This window comes from Pseudomonas rosaeacicularis (assembly GCF_057128745.1).
The window spans coordinates 125,539-149,531 of sequence record NZ_JBSKHT010000006.1 but is presented as its reverse complement, the minus strand read 5'-3'; the positions used below and the strand labels follow the sequence as shown (position 1 = coordinate 149,531).

The 23,993-nt window shown below is 59.5% G+C and carries 22 protein-coding genes; 13 read left to right on the top strand and 9 right to left on the bottom strand.

The window, feature by feature from the left end; translation table 11 throughout:
- Nucleotides 1–120: 120 nt before the first annotated feature.
- The 3 genes from ACWKWM_RS09840 (at nt 121) to ACWKWM_RS09830 (ending at nt 1,607) form a co-directional block, all read left to right on the top strand.
- Nucleotides 121–450 carry a hypothetical protein gene (locus ACWKWM_RS09840; protein ID WP_483845960.1) on the top strand — a complete coding sequence of 110 codons (330 nt, stop codon included), beginning with the start codon at nt 121–123 and terminating at the stop codon, nt 448–450.
- Nucleotides 451–605: 155 nt separating this feature from the next.
- Nucleotides 606–977, top strand: coding sequence for a histone-like nucleoid-structuring protein, MvaT/MvaU family (locus ACWKWM_RS09835; protein WP_483845959.1), 372 nt, complete (start codon nt 606–608; stop codon nt 975–977).
- Nucleotides 978–1,412: 435 nt separating this feature from the next.
- A complete protein-coding gene (locus ACWKWM_RS09830; protein WP_483845958.1) occupies nt 1,413–1,607 on the top strand; it encodes a hypothetical protein in 195 nt (64 codons plus the stop codon).
- Nucleotides 1,608–1,630: 23 nt separating this feature from the next.
- Here ACWKWM_RS09830 and ACWKWM_RS09825 read toward each other — a convergent pair whose 3' ends face one another.
- The 5 genes from ACWKWM_RS09825 to ACWKWM_RS09805 form a co-directional block, all read right to left on the bottom strand.
- The gene (locus ACWKWM_RS09825; protein ID WP_483845957.1) at nt 1,631–2,734 is read right to left on the bottom strand and encodes a catalase family protein; all 1,104 of its coding nucleotides are present in this window, start codon (nt 2,732–2,734) and stop codon (nt 1,631–1,633) included.
- A 127-nt stretch (nt 2,735–2,861) separates the two neighbouring features.
- Nucleotides 2,862–4,151: an Nramp family divalent metal transporter gene (locus ACWKWM_RS09820; protein ID WP_483846060.1), complete on the bottom strand. Its 1,290-nt coding sequence runs from the start codon at nt 4,149–4,151 to the stop codon at nt 2,862–2,864.
- A 108-nt stretch (nt 4,152–4,259) separates the two neighbouring features.
- Complete coding sequence (locus tag ACWKWM_RS09815) at nt 4,260–4,922, bottom strand: glycosyltransferase family 2 protein (protein ID WP_483845956.1); 663 nt, start codon at nt 4,920–4,922, stop codon at nt 4,260–4,262.
- A 166-nt stretch (nt 4,923–5,088) separates the two neighbouring features.
- A complete protein-coding gene (locus ACWKWM_RS09810; RefSeq protein WP_483845955.1) occupies nt 5,089–5,652 on the bottom strand; it encodes a type 1 glutamine amidotransferase domain-containing protein in 564 nt (187 codons plus the stop codon).
- A gap of 140 nt (nt 5,653–5,792) precedes the next feature.
- Nucleotides 5,793–6,194, bottom strand: a complete 402-nt coding sequence (locus ACWKWM_RS09805; RefSeq protein ID WP_483845954.1) for a hypothetical protein — start codon at nt 6,192–6,194, stop codon at nt 5,793–5,795.
- A gap of 182 nt (nt 6,195–6,376) precedes the next feature.
- Here ACWKWM_RS09805 and ACWKWM_RS09800 point away from each other — a divergent pair, with 182 nt between their 5' ends.
- Complete coding sequence (locus ACWKWM_RS09800; RefSeq protein WP_483845953.1) at nt 6,377–6,706, top strand: hypothetical protein; 330 nt, start codon at nt 6,377–6,379, stop codon at nt 6,704–6,706.
- A 1-nt stretch (nt 6,707) separates the two neighbouring features.
- On the opposite strand, the gene ACWKWM_RS09795 is transcribed toward ACWKWM_RS09800, so the two are convergent.
- Complete coding sequence (locus ACWKWM_RS09795; RefSeq protein WP_483845952.1) at nt 6,708–7,358, bottom strand: DNA-3-methyladenine glycosylase I; 651 nt, start codon at nt 7,356–7,358, stop codon at nt 6,708–6,710.
- 46 nt (nt 7,359–7,404) lie between these two features.
- On the opposite strand from ACWKWM_RS09795, the gene ACWKWM_RS09790 reads away from it, so the two are divergent.
- Complete coding sequence (locus tag ACWKWM_RS09790) at nt 7,405–8,256, top strand: CAP domain-containing protein (RefSeq protein WP_483845951.1); 852 nt, start codon at nt 7,405–7,407, stop codon at nt 8,254–8,256.
- Nucleotides 8,257–8,365: 109 nt separating this feature from the next.
- Here the strand turns inward: ACWKWM_RS09790 and ACWKWM_RS09785 are convergent, their stop codons facing one another.
- Entirely contained in the window at nt 8,366–9,262 is an 897-nt protein-coding gene (locus ACWKWM_RS09785) for a LysR family transcriptional regulator (RefSeq protein WP_483845950.1), read from the bottom strand.
- A gap of 116 nt (nt 9,263–9,378) precedes the next feature.
- Between ACWKWM_RS09785 and ACWKWM_RS09780 the strand changes: the two genes are divergently transcribed.
- The 5 genes from ACWKWM_RS09780 to ACWKWM_RS09760 all read left to right on the top strand — a co-directional run bounded on the left by ACWKWM_RS09780 (nt 9,379) and on the right by ACWKWM_RS09760 (nt 16,903).
- The gene (locus ACWKWM_RS09780) at nt 9,379–10,788 is read left to right on the top strand and encodes an MFS transporter (protein WP_483846059.1); all 1,410 of its coding nucleotides are present in this window, start codon (nt 9,379–9,381) and stop codon (nt 10,786–10,788) included.
- A complete protein-coding gene (locus tag ACWKWM_RS09775) occupies nt 10,785–12,059 on the top strand; it encodes a glucarate dehydratase family protein (RefSeq protein WP_483845949.1) in 1,275 nt (424 codons plus the stop codon). Before ACWKWM_RS09780 ends, ACWKWM_RS09775 begins: the two co-directional genes overlap by 4 nt.
- Before the next feature lie 320 nt (nt 12,060–12,379).
- Nucleotides 12,380–14,332 carry a putative bifunctional diguanylate cyclase/phosphodiesterase gene (locus ACWKWM_RS09770; protein ID WP_483845948.1) on the top strand — a complete coding sequence of 651 codons (1,953 nt, stop codon included), beginning with the start codon at nt 12,380–12,382 and terminating at the stop codon, nt 14,330–14,332.
- A gap of 174 nt (nt 14,333–14,506) precedes the next feature.
- Nucleotides 14,507–15,409 carry a type I pantothenate kinase gene (gene coaA / locus ACWKWM_RS09765; protein ID WP_483845947.1) on the top strand — a complete coding sequence of 301 codons (903 nt, stop codon included), beginning with the start codon at nt 14,507–14,509 and terminating at the stop codon, nt 15,407–15,409.
- A 273-nt stretch (nt 15,410–15,682) separates the two neighbouring features.
- Nucleotides 15,683–16,903, top strand: a complete 1,221-nt coding sequence (locus ACWKWM_RS09760; RefSeq protein ID WP_483845946.1) for an MFS transporter — start codon at nt 15,683–15,685, stop codon at nt 16,901–16,903.
- Nucleotides 16,904–17,211: 308 nt separating this feature from the next.
- Here ACWKWM_RS09760 and ACWKWM_RS09755 read toward each other — a convergent pair whose 3' ends face one another.
- Nucleotides 17,212–18,918, bottom strand: coding sequence for an acid phosphatase (locus ACWKWM_RS09755; protein WP_483845945.1), 1,707 nt, complete (start codon nt 18,916–18,918; stop codon nt 17,212–17,214).
- A gap of 135 nt (nt 18,919–19,053) precedes the next feature.
- The gene (locus ACWKWM_RS09750) at nt 19,054–19,815 is read right to left on the bottom strand and encodes a substrate-binding periplasmic protein (protein ID WP_483845944.1); all 762 of its coding nucleotides are present in this window, start codon (nt 19,813–19,815) and stop codon (nt 19,054–19,056) included.
- Between the two features lie 165 nt (nt 19,816–19,980).
- On the opposite strand from ACWKWM_RS09750, the gene dnaX reads away from it, so the two are divergent.
- The 3 genes from dnaX (at nt 19,981) to ACWKWM_RS09735 (ending at nt 23,968) form a co-directional block, all read left to right on the top strand.
- Nucleotides 19,981–22,131, top strand: a complete 2,151-nt coding sequence (gene dnaX, locus ACWKWM_RS09745) for a DNA polymerase III subunit gamma/tau (RefSeq protein WP_483845943.1) — start codon at nt 19,981–19,983, stop codon at nt 22,129–22,131.
- 67 nt (nt 22,132–22,198) lie between these two features.
- Nucleotides 22,199–22,525 (top strand): YbaB/EbfC family nucleoid-associated protein, encoded by a 327-nt coding sequence (locus ACWKWM_RS09740; protein WP_268800472.1) that lies wholly within the window; start codon nt 22,199–22,201, stop codon nt 22,523–22,525.
- 414 nt (nt 22,526–22,939) lie between these two features.
- Nucleotides 22,940–23,968 carry an NADP-dependent oxidoreductase gene (locus ACWKWM_RS09735; protein ID WP_483845942.1) on the top strand — a complete coding sequence of 343 codons (1,029 nt, stop codon included), beginning with the start codon at nt 22,940–22,942 and terminating at the stop codon, nt 23,966–23,968.
- The last annotated feature ends 25 nt before the right edge of the window (nt 23,969–23,993 follow it).

The following is a 23,993-nucleotide window of genomic DNA, read 5'->3' as shown; positions in this document are numbered from 1 at the left end:
GCAAAAGCCTGCGCGGGCACCGCCCAACTTCTCCGCGCTGAAAGAGGCACAGTGCTGGCCCCCTGACTGACGATTTGTAGGCAATATCCCTTTTTTTTCAGAATGTCGGGAAGGGGCTGCATGCGGATTTGTCTATTGGTGCTGGCCTTGGGGAGTTTGTCGGGGGCTGCGTTTTCGGTACAGGCCAAAACGTTGAGCAAGAATGATCGTTATGTCTGCAACTGGGGAGCGGGCGTTGCCGGATCGGCGCAAGCTTCCAAACTGTCTCGCGTGTCGTTGTACGGAGCACGCAACAAAGTACAGGCACGTAAATATACTCAACCGTGGATGCGCATGATGGCGCTGGGCATAACCGAACAAACGTACGACAGCGCATCGCGCCTCAAGCCCGCCGCGGTCAAGCAAACCTACTATGAAGATTGCATCAAACACGAAATGGCGCGTCGATAATGGTGTGGTAATGGATAGCGGGTTACACCCGATTCATACACGGGTTAAACATGACGGCTGCTTAAATTGAATTAATAACGGATGACTCTTGGCTTTTGAGGCGTTAGCATTGTCCGTGCGTAACGCGCTCCCCCTAAGTCAATGGAATTTAATCAATGTCTCGTCTCGCTGAATTTCGCAAACTTGAACAGCAACTCGCTCAACATCTGGCAGAACTAGAATCCCTTAAAAACGATTCCGGTCTGCAGAAAGAAATTGAATTCGAGACCAAATTGCGCGCACTGCTGGGCGAGTACAGCTTCAGTCTGAAAGACGTCATCAATATTCTTGACCCACAGGCCTCCCGCCGTTCCCAGGTGCAGGCTGTTGCTCCGGTCAAAGCTCAGCGCAAAGCACGCGACATGAAGGTTTACAAGAACCCTCACACTGGCGAGTTGGTCGAAACCAAAGGCGGCAACCACAAGCTGCTCAAACAATGGAAAGCCGAGCACGGCGCTGACACTGTTGAATCGTGGCGCTCTCACTGATTACCAAAGCCGCATTCGTGCGGCTTTCTTTTTTTGCGTTTTTCTTGCGCGGTCTTGATGTGACCATTTGTTTCAAAGTTTCAGCTTGTTGTAGCGTTTCATCTGATGGATTCTTCTGGTGATACCCAGCGTCAATCAGAGCGCTCCAAACTAATACTCGGCGACGGCTTTTGTTAACGCAGCGCCAGCACAGAAATATCCCTTCCCCACACGCCCTGCTATTAGATGACACTGCCGTGAATGTCATTTCTAGCTCAATAGTTGAGCTCGTCGTAACAAAGCCGCCATGGGTTTTTGACGATTCATTGGCGATGAATACACCCAAGCTATTGCGCCCCATGAATTGAACCTGCCGTTGGAGCAGCGGGGAACCTGGCGCCCCGACCCGTTGCCCCTATAGTTAACGTCATTCAATTCGCCGAGCAGAGCATGGTCATGCGCGAAATACTCAACAAGGAACCCTGGTGGGCTGCGCCGCCCACGCCGGGTCAGGACGAATCTGAACTGGAGTGGGGCTGGCTGGTGATTTACAGCGAGGGAGAACCACGGTTCGAGTTTGTCAAACAGCGGCCCTCTGACAGCGAGATCAGCAACCGCAAGAGTTGCCGGATCACCCCGCAGTCAGATTAAAAGGCGCACATTGTGTATGCGCATCAAACGTCATCAAGCGAGCGCGGTTCGTGCATCGGGCAGCCGTTGTGCTGGCTGCGAAAGCCGGCCGAATGTTCATAAGCCGGCTTGCGCACCCGGTTCACCCCACCCAGTGGACGATGCGCTGCAAGGCCGTGCCAAGGGCTGAAGCTCATACCTTCATCGATTGCCTGCTTGCGTGGCTCAGTCCATGAAGCCTGACGCGGGACTTCGATGCGCGCCACGGTCACGAACGGGCTCAGTTCCTCATCCCACGGCACCGATGCGTCTTCGATGGGCATTTTTTCCAGGTCAGTGGCGAGCTGTACGCGCACTTCCCACACCGCATCGTTATTGGCGAAGAACGTCTGCACCGCTTCGCGCAGGCCGTCCGGCTTGTCGTCGAGATCGATTTTTTGATCGGTCAGCTCTGTGAGGTTGGCAGACACCGGCACCACGCTGATCTTGGCGTAGTAAGGGCCGTACAGCACGGGCACCACGGTGTTGAACGTCTCGCCCAGAATATGCGTCAGTGGATGGCCGCCCAGGCTTTTCAAGGTGCCGCTTTCGCCGCCCACCGCTTCCACCGCCGTTTCGATCCCGCGCAGCACGGCGGACAGGGTTTTTTTCAAGCCGGGTGCTTTATCAGTGGTCTTCGCCAGCAGCTTGAGCGTTTTGAGAAATGCTTTGGGATCCGGTGCAGTGAACGCCTTGGCGTTCTGCATGACGAAATCCTGTGTCACCGCACCTTCGCCGCCGGGCAAGCGCTCGCCTTCGACGCCGATGATTTTTATCGCCAGGCCGCGCGGCGTGGAGACTTTGTCGTCCAGGATGTCTCCGGGATTGGTCGAAAAGCGCATCGCGACCGGGAGTGTGCCGGGGGTGGCGAAAGCACCTTGGGCCAGCACCGATCGCAGGCCTTCCAGGATATGGATATGGCCGTGCAACAAACCGTGCGCCTTGGCGTGAACACTGCGCACGGCGTGGCCGGAATCCTGATAGGTGGTTTCGAGAATGTCATGCATCGCTTCGACCAGGCCTTGGCTGGTTTGAGCTTCGTCGTCAGGGATCTGCTCGAACGCGGGCTGGAAAATCAACGGCTGGAGATTACTGCTTATCACGGTCATGGGCGCTACTCAGTCAGGTTGATCCGATGTCAGCGCCAATGCAGTTCTCGTCGACTTTTTGCGCTGACTATCACCTGACTCGTACGGTTTAGCGCGGTTCAGTGAATATGACGGACGTCCTCTTCTGTTACCTGCGGAACATTCCCACCAGCAGAATCAGGTTCAGGCTGACGATGAGCAGGGCGATAAACCAGGCGCAGATCGTGAGCGATCTGCCCGTCACCAGATTGCCCATCAGCTGTTTGTCGGAGACAAAGCGCACCAGCGGGATCACCGCGAAGGGCAGTTGCATCGACAGAATGACCTGGCTCAGGACCAGCAGTTTGGCGGTGCCACTGGCGCCGTAGATGCTGGTGACGACGATCACCGGGATGATCGCCAGACCGCGAGTGATCAGACGCCGCAGCCAGCCCGCGATTTTCAGGCGCAGGAAACCTTCCATGACGATCTGCCCGGCCAGCGTCGCGGTCACCGTCGAGTTGATCCCCGACGCCAGCAACGCCACCGCAAAGAGGACTGAGGCCATTGCCACACCGAGCATCGGTGACAGCAGGTGGTAAGCCTGTTCGATTTCGACTACGTCGGTTTTGCCGGCTTTGTGAAACACCGTGGCGGCTGTGATCAAAATCGCTGCGTTGACGAACAGCGCCAGCATCAACGCGATACTGCTGTCGGTCACGGCCCAGCGCAGGCCGATCTTGCGCCCGGCGTCGGTGCGGGGGTAGGCACGGGTCTGGACGATGGAGGAGTGCAGGTAAAGGTTATGCGGCATGACTGTGGCGCCGATGATCCCTATCGCCAGGTACAGCGCCGCCGGGTTGGTGACGACTTCCGCCTGTGGGATGAAGCCTGCGAGCACTTCGGCGAGCACAGGGTCGGCAAGGAACATCTGAATCGCGAAGCAGACGAAGATCAGCGTCAGCAGGGCGATGACGAACGCCTCCAGCGCACGAAACCCTCGGTTCATGAGCAGCAGAATCAGGAACACATCCACCGCCGAAATCACCGCGCCCCAGACCAGGGGAATGTCGAACAGCAGGTTCAAGGCAATGGCGGTGCCGATGACTTCGGCAAGATCGCAGGCGATGATCGCTGTCTCGCAGGCCAGCCATAGTGCAATGCAGACCGGGCGGCTATAGCGTTCGCGACAGGCCCGAGCCAGATCCCAACCGGTGGCGATGCCCAGTCGTGCAGACAACGCCTGAAGCACGATGGCCATGAGGTTGGAGAGCAGCACGACCGACAGCAGCATATAGCCGAACTGCGAGCCACCGGCAATATCGGTCGCCCAATTGCCCGGGTCCATATACCCAACGGCGACCATGTAGCCGGGGCCTGTAAATGCCAACAAGCGTTTGAACCAGTTGCCAGTCTTGGGCATGGCAATGCTGGAGCTCATCATGCCGCCGCCCAGCATAGATTCGGAGACGCGTGCTTCGTTATCGCTTGGTGGCATCGAAAGTCGCCTGGGTGAATGTGAACAAGCCCGTACAAAACACCCTACAGGACTGCCGAATAACCCGCATCAACCGGCAGTCAGCGTGGCCAGGGATTTCAGATAGTCGCCGAAGCCTTCACGGCAACGGCAGCTTTTGCGCGCGCTGGTGGTGACGCGGTTGACGGCAGTCCAGGTGATGGTAGCCCCGCTGCGCTCAAGATCTTCAATCAAATGCACATCCTCATGAGCGGGGAGCGCCCGGAACCCGCCCGCCCGGACATAGGCGGCGGCGCTGACGCCCAGGTTGGCCCCGTGGATGTGCCGATGACCGTCAACGGGGGTGTAGTGCGCATCGTAGCGCTCGCGAACGAATTCCGAATGTTCGGACCAGTCCGCCACTTCAACCACGCCGCATACCGCATCGGTGTCGAACTTCACCTGATCGGCCAGCCAGGAGTAAGGCACCACGGTGTCTGCGTCAGTGAACGCCAGCCATCTTGCGCCGCGTTCCAGCATGAGTTTGGCGCCCTCGGCGCGGGTCATGCCGACGTTTCGGTGGTCGCAGGCATGGGTAAAAACGTCATGACTTTGCGCAACGAGCATGGAGCCGTCGTCGCAGGCGTCCAGCACAATGAGGATTTCAACGGATTCTTGGGCCAGATCCTGGTGAGCGGCGGCTGCCAGCAATGACTTGATGCAGTCGTCCAGGACCAGTTCTTCGTTATGCGCAGGAACAATAATTGCAATCATCGGCAAGTCTCGTCGCGGCGCAAGCGACGATCGCGTTGGCCTTACAATGTCGATGGCGTGTTCTGAAATTGGTTTCAACTTTTCGCCTGGCGACGGACCGTGAGTACGCCACCCGTTCAAATGGATAGAACGGGGCGATCTGAACCGCCCCGTTCGGGTGTTGTATTCACGCTGTTGCGATGGCTTTGGCGATGGCCTCGTTGAATGCCGGCAGGTCATCCGGGGTGCGGGAGGTAATCAAAGTCCAACCGTTGGCGCCGCACTGTTTGACTTCCTCGTCGACCCATTGGGCAGCACCGGCGTTTTCCAGGTCCAGGCGCACGCTTGGATATGAGGTCAGCGTTTTGCCTTTGATCACGCCGGCGTTGATCAGCAACCATGGGCCGTGGCAGATGGCGGCAACGACTTTACCGGCGTCAGCGAAGGCTTTGACCAGCTGCTGAGCATCGGCGTCCTGGCGCAGGGTGTCGGCATTGACCGTCCCGCCCGGAATCACCAACGCATCAAAATCGGCGGCATTCAGGCCCGCCAGCGTGCTGTCGGATTCGACGGTTTTGTCTTTCTCGGTGTCCTGCACAAAAGTCTGGGTGGTGCCGCCCTTGCTCGACGCGTGAGTGACCGTCGCGCCGAAACCGCGCAGGGCTTCCAGCGGCTTGACCAGTTCGTCGCGCTCGATGCCGGTGTTGGAAGTGATGATCAGGATTTTCTTGCCTTGCAGTTGGGTACTCATTGCGTCATGCCCTTGTAGTCAGTAATGGATGCGTTCGCCGCCAGCGCGGTCGTTGGCGGCGCTGACATTGGGAGGGCGTGGCAAAACTGAAAGTTCAGCCCGATTGATTGAGCTGTCACTGAAAAGGGGGATGGGGGCGGTTACGTATCGCGGAGCAAGTCGTGGGCGTTCAACAGTTCATAGGCGATTTCAGGACGTTTTTCCAGGCCCCGGCGGATAGCGGTCGGGATCGACTGCCGTGTCTTGCGGCACAGGCCGGGCAGCGTTTCGATTTGAAAACCGATGCCGCGCACGGTGCGTACTTCGTTCAAACCGGGGGCGATGCTGACGCGAATGCCGAGTTGCTCGTACATCCGCTGTTGCAGGCGTTGCAGATCGCTGAGGCTGGTGATGTTTTCCAGACGCTCGAGCAAACGCTTTTCTTCAATGCGAGTCAGCCAGAGGATGCGCAGGTCGGCGTCCGGCTGTTCAAGTAGCCGATCGCGCTCGCAATCGCAAGCGCCGGGCGGGCAGGGTGAGCGGGTCGGTGGGGAGGTGTCCATGGGCTGGCATCATAGCGATGGATTGGCAGGTTTGACCATTGCCAACGGCTACCTCTGTAGGAGCGAACTTGTTCGCGAAGGGGTGTGTCAGGCGCGACGTCTCGCGAACAAGTTCGCTCCTACAGCAATATTTGTTGTCCATAGGTTAGAGAGCGACTTTTTTATGTGGATGAGGAGTGGTGATGAATAGGCTTATGAAGGGCTTGGCCTGTCTGACGATCACCATTGCGGCAAATGGATTGCTGGGTGTCGCAACCGTCTCGGCCGGGGCAAGTGCACCGGCCGCAGTGGGCGCGGGTATTGGCGCCGGCGCCAATTCCGCTGGCAATGGTGGGGTCACTGGCACGGTCAATGGCAACCGCAATCCCAACCGACGCAACCCCGATACGCAACAGCCGTCAACCTCGGAGCAGACGGGAAACGGCACCGCTGACACCCTGCAACAGCAACGTCAGCAAAGCGGTGAGCAGATGATTCAGGAACGCAAAGGGCAGAGCGGCGATACCCGATGAATCACGCGCCATCCAGTGTCGGGCGGGTAAATGCCTGGCGCATCCGATCAATCTCGGTGCGGCAGATGCATCCCGTCAGATGATCGTTCACCAGCCCCATGGCCTGCATGAAGGCGTAAATGGTGGTGGGTCCGACGAAGGTCCAGCCGCGTTTTTTCAGCGCTTTTGACAGGCGGATCGACGCAGGCGATACAGGGTTCGCGGTCCAGTAATCCAGATCGACCAACGCTGGCCGCTCGTTATCAGCCGGCTCGAACGACCACAGCCACGCGGCCAGTGAGCCGGTCTCGTCGATCAGTTTCCGCGCGCATCTAGCGTTGTTGATGGTCGAGAGAATCTTGCTACGGTTTCTGACGATGCCCGGATTGCCCATCAATCGTTCGACATCCGCTTCGTTGTACGCCGCCACGGTGTCGATGTCGAAGCCGTCGAACGCCGCACGAAAATGCTCGCGTTTGCGCAAAATGGTGATCCACGCCATGCCCGCCTGGAACCCTTCCAGACAAATCTTCTCGAACAGCAGAACGTCGTCACTGACCGGACGGCCCCATTCGCTGTCGTGGTAATGCAGATATTCCGGCGCCGCCGAACGCCACAGGCAGCGCGTGCTGCCGGATTCGTCAATCATCAGGCCGGGGGCAGTCGTGGTCATGCAGCACTCCTCGCGATATTCTCGGCACACCTTAAAGGAGACTTTCATGCGCGTCGCATCGTTCGTAGCACACTTGATTGCGTTGTCGTCGGGCCTGGCATTCGCCGCGGTGGCAACTGCCAGCGAAGAAACGCAGTTGGTGCAGTCGATCAACGCCTATCGCAGTCAGGCACAGCGCTGCGCCGGGCAGGTTTCGCAAGAGTTACCGCCGTTGACGACAGACGCTCGCCTCAACCTTCCGGCGACCGGCAGCGGGGATTTGCAACAGGCACTGGCTCGCGCGTCTTACCCGATGGTCAGCGTGCAGGCGATTACCTTGTCCGGCCCTCGAGATGCGCAATCGGCCATGGCGGTGGTGCAGGAAAGCTTCTGTCAGGTGGTGCTCAACCCGCAATTCATCGACGTGGGCGTGAGTCGGGACGGGCGTGATTGGCGCATTGTGCTGGCGCGTCCCTTGTTGACGGCCGGGCTGCGCAGTTGGCAGACCGAGGGTCAAAAGGTGCTGGAGCTGATCAACACCGCCCGTGCTCAACCGCGTACCTGCGGCGCTCAGTCATTCACCGCCACGGCGCCATTGGCCTGGAATGCAAACCTGGCAACCGCCGCCCAAAGCCACAGTCGGGCGATGGCCAACAACAACTTCTTTGATCACCTGGACCGAGATGGCCGCACCCCCGGTGATCGCGCGGAACTGGCCGGCTACATCGGTCAGCAAGTGGGCGAGAACATCGCTGCCGGGCAAGATACCCCGCGCAAAGTGGTCGACGGTTGGCTCGCCAGCCCCGGGCACTGCGCCAACCTGATGAACCCCCAGTTCAAGGAACTGGGCGCGGCCTACGCCACCGATCCCAAGAGCGATGCCGGGGTGTATTGGACAACTGTGTTTGGCGCGCAATGATTTTTGATAATCAAGTGTGCCGCTGTAGGAGCGAACTTGTTCGCGAGGAATTTAATGCGGTGTGTCAGGCACAACGCCTCGCGAAGAAGTTCGCTCCTACAGAGCTCGATTAAAGCCCCGCCTTCGCCGCGCCCCGTATCGCTTCCAGGAGCATCGCGAACGCGGGATTGTCGTTATCGGCGCCCCAGATCAGGTGCAGTTCGCTTTGCACCCCTTCACCCAGATCGATGTCGCGAAACACTACGTCCTTGAACACCACGCTGGTCGCGCATCGCGGCACCAGCGCCAGCCCCATGCCGGCGTTCACCAGCGCCAGAATCGTCAGCGACGACCCCAGCCACTGCACGTACTGCGGCGCGACGCGGGCTGAGCGCAGCATGCCGGTGAGCAACTCGTTGAACGGTGGATAGGCTGAATGCGAGTACATCAGAAACGGTTGAGCGTCGAGATCGGCGACCGTCACGCTCGACGCGCTGGCCAGCCGGTGACTGCTCGGCACCGCCAGCACAAACGGCTCGCGCACCAGACATTCGGTCTCGTACCCAGGCTCCAGGAGCGGCGCGCGCACGATGCCCAGATCGATGCGCCGCGCACGCAGGGCTTCGTGCTGCTGATAAGTATTCATTTCCGAGAGGGAGATTTTGACGTGGGGCTGCTTGAGCCGCGCCTCGGCGATGACTTTGGGCAGAAACTCGTACACCGCGCTGCCCACGAAGCTGATCGACACCGTGCCAATGTCGCCCTCGGCAAAGCGCTTGGCCGACACCGCCGCCTGTTGCGCGCGCTCCAGCAGATTCTGCGCTTCGACAAAGAACGCCCGACCCGCCGCAGTCAGTGCCACGCTGCGTGTACTGCGGGTGAAAAGCGCGACGCCCAGGTGATGTTCGAGCAACTGAATCTGCCGACTCAGCGGCGGCTGGGTCATGTTCAGACGTTCCGCAGCACGACGAAAATTCAATTCCGTGGCCACAGTGGTAAAGCAGCGCAACTGAGCGAGTTCGAACATTGATTCAATCCAGGTATCAATCAAGTGCCAATCTAGATTAGACGGTAACAATCAGAGCGTACATGATCGGCGTGTTCCCACAAAAATAATGATCGGGAGTTCGGCCCTTGAATCACATTCCCCTGAACGGCGCGCAGTCAGCAGACGGCGATACTGTCCTTGCCCGCGCTGCCGCCAAAGTAAAACGGCATGTATTGCCCCTGTTTGTGGTGATGTTCATCGTCAACTACATCGACCGGGTCAACATCGGTTTCGTGCGCAGCCACATGGAAACCGACCTGGGCATCGGTGCCGCAGCCTACGGTCTGGGCGCTGGCTTGTTCTTCGTCGGATACGCCTTGTTCGAAGTCCCGTCCAACATGCTGCTGCAACGCTACGGCGCCCGCGCCTGGCTGACGCGCATCATGTTCACCTGGGGCGCTGCGGCGATGGCCATGGCGTTCGTCAAGGGTGAAACCAGCTTTTATGTGCTGCGTTTCATTCTCGGCGCGGCAGAAGCGGGCTTCTTCCCCGGCATCATTTATTACTTCACCCAGTGGCTGCCCTCGACAGAGCGCGGTAAAGCCATGGCAATTTTTCTCAGCGGCTCGGCGATTGCCTCGGTCATCTCAGGTCCTGTGTCAGGTGCGCTGTTGAACGTCAGCGGTCTGAGCCTGCACGGCTGGCAGTGGATGTTCCTGATTGAAGGGTTCGCCTCGATCATCCTCTGTGGCTTCGTCTGGTTTTGGCTGCAGTCGCATCCGCGTCAGGCCAAATGGCTGACCGATGAAGAAAAGGACGCACTTGAAGGCGCGATCGCCGAAGAACAGCGTCAGCGTGAAGCGACTCAGACCGTCAAGCCGTCGATGTTCAAACTGCTCGCTGACCGGCAGATCGCGCTGTTCTGCTTCATCTATTTCTCCATCGCCCTGACCATTTACGGCGCCACGTTCTGGCTGCCGAGCATGATCAAGAAGATGGGCAACATGGGCGACTTCCAGGTCGGCCTATTCAACTCGATTCCGTGGATCATCTCGATCATCGCGATGTACGGCTTTGCAGCCATGGCCTCCAAGTGGAAACACCAGCAGGCCTGGGTTGCGCTGACGCTGGTGATCGCCGCCTTCGGCATGTTCATGTCTACCGTCGGCGGGCCGATCTTCGCCTTCGTCGCCATCTGTTTTGCCGCCATCGGGTTCAAGGCCGCATCGGCGTTATTCTGGCCGATCCCCCAGGGCTATCTGGACGCGCGAATCGCCGCAGCGGTGATCGCGTTGATCAACTCCATCGGCAACCTCGGCGGCTTCGTCGCGCCTACCACTTTCGGCTTTCTGGAACAGACCACCGGCTCGATTCAGGGCGGTCTGTACGGCCTGGCCATTACTTCGCTGGTGGCGGCGGTGGTGATCTTCTTCGCCCGCACCACGCCCAAGGGCGATGCGCCGAACTCGCTGATGGGAAAGCCCGCACCGGTGGCTGAACCGGTGCAGTCCTCCGGCCATAGTCGTCATGTCTTAACCCCTGATCAATCGGGAGCAGTCTCTTGAAAATCACTCGCGTAACCGTTACCCCCATTGCCTTTCGTGATCCGCCGCTGCTCAACGCCAGCGGCATCCACGAACCCTTTGCGCTGCGCTCGATCATTGAGATCGAAAGCGATAACGGCTACATCGGTCTGGGTGAAAGCTACGGCGACGCTCCGGCGCTGGCGATCCAGCAACAGCTGCAAAGCCAGCTGATCGGGCTTGATCCGTTCAACCTCAACCAGCTGCGGACCATCGTTCAAGCCACCGTTGCCGCGAACAAACCGGCGAGCATTGCCGGGGCGGAACTGGCGCCTGGCTCTCATGCCAGCAAAGCAGTGAGCAATGCCTATTCGGCGTTCGAAGTGGCGTTCCTGGATTTACAGGCGCATTACCTGAACGTGCCGCTGGTGGATTTGCTGGGCGGGGCGATTCGCGACGAGATCCCGTTCAGCGCCTATCTGTTCTTCAAATACGCGCAGCACGTCGATTCGCCCTACAAGCCGGACAATTGGGGCGAGGCTCTGAATGAGGAGCAGATCGTTGCCCAGGCCGGGCGCATGATTGAGGCGTATGGCTTCAAAAGCATCAAGCTCAAGGCCGGCACGCTGCCGCCCGAGCACGAAGTGTCGTGCATCAAGGCGCTGAAAAAGGCGTTCCCCGGTTATCCGCTGCGTATCGATCCCAATGGCAACTGGTCGCTGGAAACATCCATTCGCATGGCTGAGCTGCTGGGCGACGACCTCCAGTATTACGAGGACCCGACGCCGGGCCTTGAGGGCATGTCCGAGCTGCACAAACGCACCGGTTTGCCGCTGGCGACCAATATGGTGGTCACCGATTTCGACGAGTTCCGCCGCAGCGTGGCGCTTAATAGCGTGCAGATCGTGCTCGCCGACCACCATTATTGGGGCGGGCTGCGTGATACCCAGGCGCTGGCGAAGATGTGCGACACCTTCGGCCTGGGCGTGTCGATGCATTCCAACTCGCACCTGGGCATCAGTCTGATGGCCATGGCCCATGTCGCCGCAGCGGTGCCCAATCTTGATTACGCCTGCGACACCCATTACCCGTGGCAAGAGCCGGACGAAGAAGTGATCAAGGGCGGCAAGCTGCCAATCGTCGATGGCTGCGTGAAGATCACTCGCGCTGCGGGTCTGGGGCTGGAGATCGATCAGGATCAGCTCGCCAAACTGCATGAACAGTTCCTGACCTGCGGCATTCGCCAACGTGACGACGTCAAGCAAATGCAGCGCTACAAGCCGGACTGGAAAGCGCTCAAGCCTCGCTTCTGAACGAATGTGTGTTTTGCCCGGTTCATGATCTGATTCGTCAGGCGTAACCGGGCTTTTTTGTGTCTGAATCAGCGACATCGATTCTGTAGGAGCCAACTTGTTGGCGAGGCGGTTCTTGCGGGGTGCCAGGGGTGACGCCTCGCGAACAAGTTCGCTCCTACACGGTCTTCGCTCAGGCAAACATGCTATCGGTCGGGAATATTACAGAACGGTGAACAGGGGCCGATGGTCATGGACAAGCCGTGAGCGTTTTCCCTCGCGAGCTACCCATCAATTTGCCGGAGTTTGTCCCGGCGCAGTTCTTGAGTGCTTGATCGTTCATGAAAAAAAGCCTGCCTGGCCGCCTGAAAGTGCTGATGTCCGTGCCGCGCGACAATCCTCGGCTGCTCAAAGCGCAGTTCGTCGCGTTGTCCCGTCAGTTGCCGATGATGTATTTGATCCTGCTGGTCAACACTCTCGCGTTGGCTGCGACCCATTACGCCACTGCGCCGCGCTGGCTGGTGGTGTATTGCCCGCTGCTATTGACGCTGGTGGGCGGATGGCGCGCGCTGATGTGGCTGCGAATCCGCCGGGAATTGCCACCGCCTGAAAAGATCCTCAGTACGCTGATCCGCACCAGTCGATTGTCCGGGCCGATTGCGGTGGGTTTTACGGGCTGGTCTCTGGCGTTGTATCCCTACGGCGATGTCTACACCCAGAATCATGTGGCGTTTTACATGGCGATCACGGTCATCGTCTGCATCTTTTGTCTGATGCATTTGCGTCCGGCGGCGCTGACCACTGCAGCGGTAGTCAATATCGCGTTCGTCGCGTTCTTCGCCTCCACCCATAACCCGATATTCATTGCGATGGCGGTGAACGTTTTTCTGGTGACGGCGGCCATGTTGTTTGTGCTGCAAAACCACTATCGCGATTTCACCCGACTGGTGAACATGCAAGCCAGCAGCGAACGGTTGAGCAATGAAAACCAGCGGCTGGCCAATCAGGACAGTCTGACCGGGCTGCCCAACCGTCGGCAATTTTTCAGCGTGCTCGACGCCCAACTGGACCTCGCCACCAGCGGTAATACTCGCTTGGCCGTGGGTTTGATCGACCTCGACGGCTTCAAGCCGGTCAACGATATTTACGGCCACCGCGTCGGCGACACACTGCTGGTGCAGGTCGGCCGGCGGCTGCAGAGTTTTGTGACCGATGAGGTGCATCTGGCCCGCCTCGGTGGCGACGAGTTTGGTTTGATCATGTCCGGCCCGATCAGCGATGACGGGCTGCGCAGGCTGGGTAACAGTGTGTGCGATACCATCCGTGAACCCTTTCCCATCGGCGATATCCAGATTCAGATCAGCGCATCGCTCGGCGTGGTGATCTTCCCGGACATGGCGACTTCCAGCGTTGAGGTCTACGAATACGCGGACTACGCCTTGTACCAGAGCAAAAAACTCGCGCCCGGCAGCCTGTGTCTGTTCTCCGGCGTTCATTATCAGCAGCTCAATCGCGACGTATTGACCGAGCAGGGCTTGCGACGGGCCAATATCGTCGAAGAATTCGCCGTCGTGTTTCAGCCCATCATCGACATCCGCGCCCAGCGCACCGTCGCTTTCGAAGCGCTGGCGCGCTGGGTCAGCCCCGAACTTGGCAACGTTGCGCCGTGCCATTTCATTGCGGTCGCCGAGCGGATCGGGTTGGTCAGCCGGTTGACTCTGCCGTTGTTGGAAAAAGCCCTCGCCGCCGCGCGGACCTGGCCTCAAGACGTGCGTCTGTCTTTCAATCTGTCGGCCCACGACTGCGGCTCCGAAGAGGCCGTGCAACTGATTATGGCGGTTGTCAGGCGCAGTCAGTTCGACCCGCGCCGACTGGATTTCGAGATCACCGAAACCGCAGTCATCCAGGACATCGTCCAGACCCAACGTGCGATTAGCCTGTTTCGGCAACTGGGGTGTGGCATTTCGCTGGACGATTTCGGCACGGGCTATTCCAGCCTCAGCCAGATCCACGCGCTGTCGCTGACCAAACTCAAGATCGACCGCAGTTTTATCACTAACATTCATCAGGACCCGGCCAGCTACAAGATCGTCAAATCATTGTTGGCGCTCAGCCAGGACATGGAGCTTGAATGCATCACCGAAGGCGTCGAAACCGAGGAGGAACTGCAAGCCCTGAAAACCCTGGGCTGCACCCTGGTGCAGGGCTATCTGTTTTCCGAGCCGCTGGCGGTGGACAAAGTGGCGGAGTGGTTGCAGCGCGATCCGCATGTTCAGGTCAGGAATGCTTCCTGAACGGCTGGGAGTAACGTTTCAGCCGCCTCGCTTGAGGCGTGTCACTGGAACCCTCAACCCGAGGTAAATCAAATAAATCTGCCGCCGTTTTGACCGATGCGATAGTCTTCGCACCATTGTCGATACAGACACTTGGACGGAAAGCTATAGATGGCGCCTGATGATTATCTCGTAATGACCAGCAAAGAATGGGCGGGGCTGCGCGCCAGCACGCCGCTGACTTTGTCTGAAGAAGAACTGTCGGCGTTGCGAGGTGTAAACGAAGATATTTCCCTGGAAGACGTTTCCAACATCTACCTTCCGTTGTCCCGATTGATCAACCTGCATGTCAGTGCGGCCCATAACTTGTCCGGCATCAAGGACACGTTTCTGGGGCGTCCGGCGCACAAGCAGACATTCGTGATTGCCGTCGCGGGCAGTGTCGCCGTGGGCAAGAGCACTTTTGCCCGGGTGTTGCAGGCGCTGATGGCGCGCTGGCCCGACCATCCGCGGGTTGATCTGGTCACCACCGATGGCTTCCTGCACCCCAACGCCAAGCTCGACGGCGAAGGCATCATGCACCGCAAGGGCTTCCCCGAAAGTTACGACCGCAAGCGCATGGTGCGTTTTTTGTCCGACCTCAAGGCCGGCGCTGCGCAAATCACTGCGCCGGTCTATTCCCACATCAGTTACGACATCGTTCCCGACCAGTTTCAAACCGTGAACCAGCCTGACATTCTCATTTTCGAGGGTTTGAATGTGCTGCAAACCGAGGGCGACAGCAGTCAGAAGCCCGGCAGCATCGTCTCGGACTTTTTCGATTTTTCGATCTACCTGGACGCCGACGAAACCAACATTGAACAGTGGTACGTGGAACGTTTCTTGATGCTGCAACAAACGGCGTTCCGTGCACGCGGCGCTTATTTTCGCGAGCTGGCTGACCTCGATCCGGCCAAATCGCCGGACGCCGCGCGCAAGATCTGGCACGACATCAACCGGCCCAATCTGCTGGAAAACATCCTGCCCACCCGCGAACGCGCCAACCTGGTGGTGCGCAAAAGTGCAGACCATTCAGTGAAGGAGCTTTGGTTGCGTTGAGGTTGCCGGGGCGACGCCAGCCTGTAGCAATTCAATCGCGCCAGGTTGCTGATTTCTCGGATCGCAGAAACCCGTGGGAGCGGACCTGTCCACGAAGAGGCCAGTACATCCGACATACCTGCTGCGCCTGATACATTGCCTTCGCGGTCAGGTCCGCTCCCACAGTATTGATGTCTGTTCAGCCACCGCGTTGTGCAGAAACCCCTGTGCGCAGAGGCTGCAATCGGTGCTGTGATTTTGCCTGCCGACAAGGATTTCATCAGGAGTCTGACCATGCGCATGAACGCTGTGATCGTGGTGTTGCTCACCGGGCTGGTGGCGGCAACTTATGGTTTCGGGATTTACCTTTTTGCCCAACTGGTGCCGGACATGCGCGCCAGCCTCGGGTTTGACATCACCTACGTTGGAGCCATCACGGCAGCCGGGCAGTTCGGTTTTCTGCTCTGCGCCCTGCTGGCTGCCTGGCTGACTCCCCGATTGGGCGGCGGCTGGGTGATCTTCGGCTCGGGTGTGGTCTGTGGCGTCGCATTGCTGTTGATCCCGCTGTCGCACAACGTGTTCGTCATTGGCTTGTTGCTGACCGTGCTGGCAGGTACAGCCGCCACCGTGTTTGTGCCGATGGTTGATGTGCTGTCCCGCGCCGTCGCCTATCGCTATAGGGGCATGGCGATGGGCCTGGTCTCCAGCGGCACCAGTTATGGGGTGTTCATCAACAGCCTGCTGGTGCCGATGTATGCGCCACAAGGCGATTGGCGCACGGTGTGGTGGATCGTCGGGCTGTTGACGGTGGTGATCTCGATCGCGGTGTTTGTTGTCTTCAAGCAGGCGCGGCTGTTTCAAAGGGTGGTGGACGACCCGACCTCAGCGGCCGTGTCGACGGCGGTTGCTGAAACAGTCGGCGGTAAGGCAAACCCGCTTTTGCAGCCTTGGGTGCTGACCATCTGGTCGATGAATTTCCTGATTGGGTTCTCGACGTTTCCGTTCCAGAACTATCTGTCTTCCTACCTGCGCACCGAGCTTGGGTTTGCGGTCGAGCGTACGGCGCAGATCTGGGCGGTGATCGGCTTCGTTGGCATGTTCGCAGGTCTAGCCGTGGGGTGGCTGTCGGACCGAGTCGGCCTGCGCGCGGCAATGCTGCTGGTGTACTTCAATGTTGCGCTGGCGGCGCTGATCTTCGTGTTGCATCCAGCAGGGTTTTGGCCGCTGCTGGCGGGCATCCTGTTCGCCATCGCCTTCTACCCGATCTTCGGCCTTATCCCGGCATACGTCTCGAAGATGGCCAGCACGGCGGCGCTGGCCGTCACTATTTTCGGGATTGCCAACATCATGCAAGGGGTCGGCGGCATGATCGGCAACTATTGCGCAGGGCTTTTGGCCAGTGCCAGTGGGACATTTGTCGGGGTGTATGCAGCCATCTGCGGGGTCGCAGTCTTACTGGGTGGATTGACCCTGCGGTTGCCGAAGACCGTGAACAGCGATCCTGCCAATCAGTAGCGTCGATTTCATCATTGATCGTTCTGATGCGCAGCCTGAGGAACAATCAATGAGTCCGGGGTTGACGCGATCCCAGTAGAAGCTGACGAGCAGCGCGAGGCTGCGATTGCGGTACTTCTGACCCACCGCACTCTCAGCTTCGCGGGCAAGCCTCGCTCCAACAGGATCTTCGGCGCCGTTCAATCGCGGTGAGGAGTCGCGCGTATTGCTTTTAATTCTGGCCGAAGGCCGTTGGAGCGAGGCTTGCCCGCGAAGTCAGCAACCCGGTCTTTCTCCAACAGGATCTGCGGCGCCAATCAGGAAACGTCTTATCCCGTGAACCGTAGCGCATTGGTCAGATCACCCATCGGCGCTTGCCCGCGGGCGATCATGGCGTTGTCGCGTTCGCTCAGGCCGTTGAGTGTTTCCAGGTCGTGTACGCGGGTGATCAGGCGCAGGATCGAGGCGGTGTCGTAGACCGTGTGATCCACCGTGCCTTTGCGTGCGAACGGCGAAATGACCAGCGCCGGGATGCGAGTGCCGGGGCCCCAGCGGTCGCCTTGGGGTGGGGCGACGTGATCCCACCAGCCGCCGTTCTCGTCCACCGTGACCACAATCACCATGTTTTCCCACTGCGGGCTTTCGCGCAGCACCTTGATGGCGCGGTCGATGTGTCGATCGCCCGACGCCACGTCGGCGTAACCGGCGTGCATGTTCAGATTGCCTTGCGGCTTATAGAACGAAACGGCAGGCAAAGTGCCGGCCTTGGCATCGGCAAAGAACTTATTGGTGCCGACCTCATCGCCCAGGCCCCCGTCACGCAGGCGTTTGCTGCGCTCTTGCGGATGCTCAGGGCCTTGCTGCCTGAAGTAATTGAAAGGCTGATGGTGATACTGAAAATTGGGGATTTTCGGAATGCCACCCGAATCCTTGAATTGATCCAGCGTCGCCTGCCAGGCACCGGCATACCACGCCCAATCGATGTTCTTTTTCGACAGCTTGTCGCCGATGTGTTCGTGGCTTTGCGGCACCAGTACGTTGGCCAGGTCCGGTTTGGAATAGTCCGGTTTCTCCGGGTCGCGTAGCCAGGTAGGCCAATACGGCGGGGCGAGGGTATTGACCCCGTAGCCGTCCGGGGTCAGTGCGCTGGGACCAAACTGCGGCGGACCGGTCAGCGCGCTGGCGGGGGATTTCTCCAGTGGCTTGAGTCGAAAATCACGGGGGTTGTCGCTTTCCAGCGCAGCAATCTGTGATTTGGCCGCTGAATTGGCGGCGTCCGGGTAAAACGGTGCTGTCGCCGCGACCAAGTACTGGTGATTGAGAAACGAGCCGCCGAAGGCACCCTGGAAGAAGTTATCGCAGAGCACGAACTCTTTGGCGACGTCCCACAGGCGCAAGGAATATTGCGACTGGCTGTAGTAGCCCATGGGCAGGCCGCCGGAGTCCGCCCAGGCGACGAAACCATCATTCTTGCCACCGTTGATCTGCATCTGGTTCTGGTAGAACACATGCCACAAATCCCGGGTCACCAATCCCAGCGGCAGGTCTTCACCGGCTGGCCCTTTAAGCGGGTAGGGCGCGTTGGGCAGGTTGTCCTGGAACTGCACGCCGGTGGCATAGGTCACGCCGTCCACACTTTGCGGACCTACTTGCAACACACCGCCCCACGCCGGGGGCAGTGTTTGCAGGACCTTGCCGTCGCGGTCGCGCTGTTGATAGTCGGCAGGCTTGAGCGCAGACAGCGGCTTTTCGACGCCGGGGAAATCGCCGAACAGGTTATTGAAACTGCGGTTTTCGGCGTAAATCACCACGATGGTCTTGACGTTATCGCGCAGCGCCTTGTCCAGATCAGGCCCGGTGAGTGAAGTCTCCAGAGCGCTGTCTCTGCCTGCGTCCGCTTGCTTGGCGTTGACGTAACTGCCCAGCGTGGCGCCTGCACCCAGTACCGCAACGCCGCCTAAAAAGCGGCGTCGGCTGGTATCGGCAGGCGTATCGCTGGCGGACGGCGTGCACGGGGCTTGGGGTTTATCGCTCATGGCTCTACCTGCTCGCTGGGCCTAAGTTGTTGCAAATGATTTCGACGCAGCCTAGCGAGGCAGTGTGACGGTAATGCTACAGAGCAAGCGCACATTTGTTGTGGTGCAGGTATCCGGCCGGCCAGGGCAATGAAGTCATCGGGGCTCGGCAGGGTTACCGGATTGGGTGTTGTAATGCTCGACGATGCGTTCGATTTCGCCGGACATCTTCATCCGCAACAGTGTGCGCATGATGCGCTGAGCCGGGACGTCGGGATCATTGCGCACCACGCAACCAACGGGTTGTTCATCAATGTTCCACACCGCGACCAGTTTGTCGGCGTCCTTTCGGCCTCGGTTGTACCAATCCAGGGACCATTGCGTGTCTACGGCGTATCGATAGCGATGGGCTGCGAGTTTTTGCAGCACCTGGTCCTGGAGCCGGGCGTCTTCGCGAATGAGGTCGCGCCGGTCGAACAGAGCGTCCAGCGCCGGATAGGAATAGCCCAGCACGGTGCCGATATGATCGCCCAGAATGTCGCTGAGCTGGACCGACGTCGAGTTCCATGAGGTGCTGATCAGCACGTTGCGCTGATTGAGTAATGGCAGGCTCCAGGTGTAATCGCCCGACATGCCTGGCAGCCACGATTGCGCCGCATAACAGAGCACATCGACCTCACCCCGATCCAGAGCCGCTTGCACGCGCAAGCGCGGATAGACGCGGTATTCAGGGGTTTGATCGATCTGATGCGACAGGCTTTGCATGATATCGAACAAAATACCTTCGGTCGGGCCATCGCGGCCCACTTGCATCAGCGGCATCGACCAGCTGTCAGCCACTGAAAACCGCAGCGACGGCCCAGCCGTCACGGCTGAAGCGTTTGTTAGCACTAAAGCACTCATTACCAACCGACGCATCCGGGACCCTCAAAGTGTGCAACGCAGTGCTGTGGGCCAGTGTAACGTTCGAACAGCGGCGTGAGCCTAACCTTATTAAAGCCATAACCAACGTACATCGGATGCAATTTTAGTGCTGCTCCGCTAGCATTGCGGTCTTCCGCTTCCCAGTCGCGACGGTTTTCGATGAGTTATCAGGTTCTTGCACGTAAATGGCGTCCGCGCTCGTTCCGCGAAATGGTCGGCCAGACCCATGTGCTCAAGGCCTTGATCAACGCGCTGGACAGCCAGCGCCTGCACCACGCCTATTTATTCACGGGAACCCGTGGCGTTGGCAAGACCACCATCGCGCGAATCATCGCCAAATGCCTGAACTGTGAAACCGGCATCACTTCGACCCCCTGCGGCGAGTGTTCGGTGTGCCGCGAGATCGATGAAGGCCGCTTCGTCGACCTGATCGAGATCGACGCCGCGAGCCGGACCAAGGTCGAGGACACCCGCGAACTGCTGGACAACGTGCAATACGCCCCCAGTCGCGGACGCTTCAAGGTCTACCTGATCGACGAAGTGCACATGCTCTCCAGCCACTCGTTCAATGCGCTGCTCAAAACCCTCGAAGAGCCGCCGCCCTACGTCAAATTCATCCTGGCGACCACCGATCCGCAAAAGCTGCCGGCGACTATTCTGTCGCGCTGCCTGCAGTTCTCCCTGAAAAATATGACGCCTGAACGCGTGGTCGAGCATTTGACCCATGTGCTGGGCGTCGAAAACGTGCCGTTCGAAGACGACGCGCTGTGGCTGCTCGGCCGCGCTGCCGATGGCTCCATGCGCGATGCCATGAGCCTGACCGATCAGGCGATTGCCTTCGGCGAAGGCAAAGTCATGGCCGCCGACGTGCGCGCCATGCTCGGGACGCTGGATCACGGCCAGGTGTTCGACGTGCTCACCGCACTGATCGACGGCGACGCGCGCAGTCTGCTCGAAGCAGTTCGGCATCTGGCCGAGCAGGGCCCTGACTGGAATGGCGTGCTCTCGGAAATTCTCAACGTGCTGCACCGCGTGGCGATCGCCCAGGCGCTGCCCGAAGGAGTCGACAACGGCCACGGGGATCGTGATCGCGTGCTGGCGCTGGCCCAGGCATTGCCGGCCGAAGACGTGCAGTTTTATTACCAGATGGGCCTGATCGGGCGCCGTGATCTGCCGTTGGCGCCGGACCCGCGAGGCGGCTTTGAGATGGTCCTGTTGCGCATGTTGGCGTTTCGCCCGGCGGACAACGACGATGCGCCCAGGCAATCACTAAAGTCAGTGGGGATCAGCCCGGCCACGGCTGATTCCCAAAAAACGGTGGCCGGTGCAGCGCATGTTGCTCCGGCGGTGCTCACCGCTCCGGCAGTTGTCGCCCCCGCCTTGATGCCCGCCCCGGCACCGGTCGCGCAGCCTTCGCCAGTAGTTGCGCCAGTCGCAACGCCTGCGCCGGTAGAGGAAGTCGACCTGCCGTGGAATGAGCCCAAAAGCGCTGCGCCGGAGAACGCGCCGGCACTACAACCTGATCAGGCGCCCGCTGACGAAGAAATCCCCGAGCCGGTGCTCGACACGGTGGCCGAGCAGCCAGAGCTGACGCCGATGCCGTCCCCTGCGCCTGCAAGCCCGGTACCGGACGCGCCGGAAGTGGAGTCTCCCGAGCAAGCGCAAGCCGCTGCCGAGGTGGTCACGCCATCGATGCTTGAGACCGTGCCGGACGCGGTGGCCTATGTGCCAGCACCCATGGACCGCGACGATGAGCCGCCGCCGGACGACGATTATTACGAGCCGGACGTGGACATTGATCCGGCGTCCTACGCGTATCTCGATGACCTGGCCCATGAGACCGTCGAAACCGTGGAGGCCGTTGAAGCGGAGCCTGAGTTGCTGCCCGCCTCGGCGCCGGCCACCGGTCTGGCACTGGAATGGCTGGAGCTGTTCCCTAAACTGCCGGTGTCTGGCATGACCGCGAGCATCGCCGCCAACTGCACGTTGATTTCGATGGATGGCGACAATTGGCTGCTGCACCTGGACCCGGCCCACAGCGCCTTGTTCAACGCGACCCAACAGCGCCGTCTGAATGATGCGCTGAACCAATTCCATGAACGCACTCTCAATCTGAGTATCGAGCTGATCAAGCCCGAGCAGGAAACCCCGGCCCAGGCGGGTGCGCGGCGTCGCGCTGACCGTCAGCGTCAGGCGGAAGAATCCATTCACGGCGATCCGTTCATCCAGCAGATGCTGCAACAGTTCGGCGCGGTGATCCGCGAAGATACAATCGCGCCTGTGGATACCCCGGTCGCACAGACCCATTAACGACCGCGAGGCGCTAAGCTGTTTAGCGCCTCGTCAATGACCCGATCGACTTCTGAGGAGAACTCTCATGATGAAAGGTGGCATGGCTGGCCTGATGAAGCAGGCGCAGCAAATGCAGGAAAAAATGGCCAAGATGCAGGAAGAATTGGCCAATGCCGAAGTGACCGGCCAATCAGGCGCAGGCCTGGTGACCATCGTCATGACCGGCCGTCACGACGTTAAACGCGTCAGCCTGGATGACAGCCTGATGCAGGAGGACAAGGAAATCCTTGAGGACCTGATCGCTGCCGCCGTCAACGATGCCGTGCGCAAGATCGACGCCGCCAGCCAGGAAAAAACGGCCAGCATGACCGCTGGCATGCAACTGCCGCCAGGGATGAAACTGCCGTTCTAATCCGGCGCCCCAGCTGCACCCGAATGCCAGGCCATGCGCCTGGCATTTTTTTTGTGTGGTGCATTGCTTTGGTAGGAGCTGCCGAAGGCTGCGATTGCGGTCTGTCTGACACGCCGCGATCGCAGCCTTCGGCAGCTCCTACACGGGTGGCGTCAGGTTGAGGCTTGGACGATGCCTGCGATTTTGTTGGAGCGAGGCTTGCCCGCGAAGCTAGCCGCTCGGTGCTATTTGCCAGACACGCATCAAAACGAAGCAGGTTTGCTGACGGTACTGCCTGGGCTCTTGATCGGCGGCGTAAGCTTCGCGGGCAAGCCTCGCTCCAACAGTATGTGGTGCCTCATCCGACCGAACGCCTCTAAGCCATCACGGTCTGCTCTTCATACCCCTTATTGTTCATTCAGGAGTCGCATCCCGATGTCCCAGGAATTGGTCCTCAATCAACGCATCGTCCTTGCCTCCCGGCCGCAGGGCGCGCCGACGCCGGAGAATTTTCGTCTCGAGCGCGAAGCCTTGCCCGACTTGCAGGACGGTCAGGTGCAGTTGCGCACCCTTTATCTCTCCCTCGATCCCTATATGCGCGGACGCATGAGCGACGCGCCATCCTACGCAGCACCGGTTGAAATCAATGGCGTGATGGAAGGCGGCGCGGTGAGCGTTGTCGAGCAGTCGCGCAATCCTGACTTCAAGGAAGGCGATCTGGTGGTCGGCCAGACCGGTTGGCAAACCCACAGCGTGTCCGATGGCAAAAACCTCACCGCCATGCCCAAGGATCTGCCAAGCCCCTCCATGGCCGTCGGCGTACTGGGCATGCCTGGCATCACCGGTTACATGGGCCTGATGCACATCGGTCAGCCCAAGGCGGGGGAAACCCTGGTTGTCGCCGCAGCGTCAGGCGCCGTGGGTTCAGTGGTCGGGCAGGTTGCCAAATTGCACGGTTTGCGCGTGGTCGGCATCGCTGGCGGTGTCGACAAGTGCCGCTATGCGATGGACGAATTAGGCTTCGACGCCTGCGTGGATCACAAGAGCGAACATTTCGCAGAGCAGCTGGCCGAAGCCTGCCCCAGCGGGATCGACATCTATTTCGAGCTGGTGGGCGGCAAAGTGTTTGAAGCCGTTTTACCGCTGCTCAACCAGCGCGCGCGTATCCCGCTGTGCGGTCTGATCGCGCAGTACAACGCCACGAGCGCGCCCGAGGGCCCGAATCACCTGCCGCTGCTCATGCGCACGTTGTTGACCAAACGCGCACGCATTCAGGGCTTCATCGTTTACGAGGAGTATTACGAGCGCATGGACGAATTCATGCAGGCCATGATTCCGTTGGTCCGGGACGGCAAGGTCAAATTTCGTGAAGACGTGGTCGACGGTCTGGAAAATGCCCCGGATGCCTTCATCGGCATGCTCGAAGGCAAGAACTTCGGCAAGCTGGTGGTCAAAGTCTCATGACCCTCAATTGACGCTGACCAGAGGC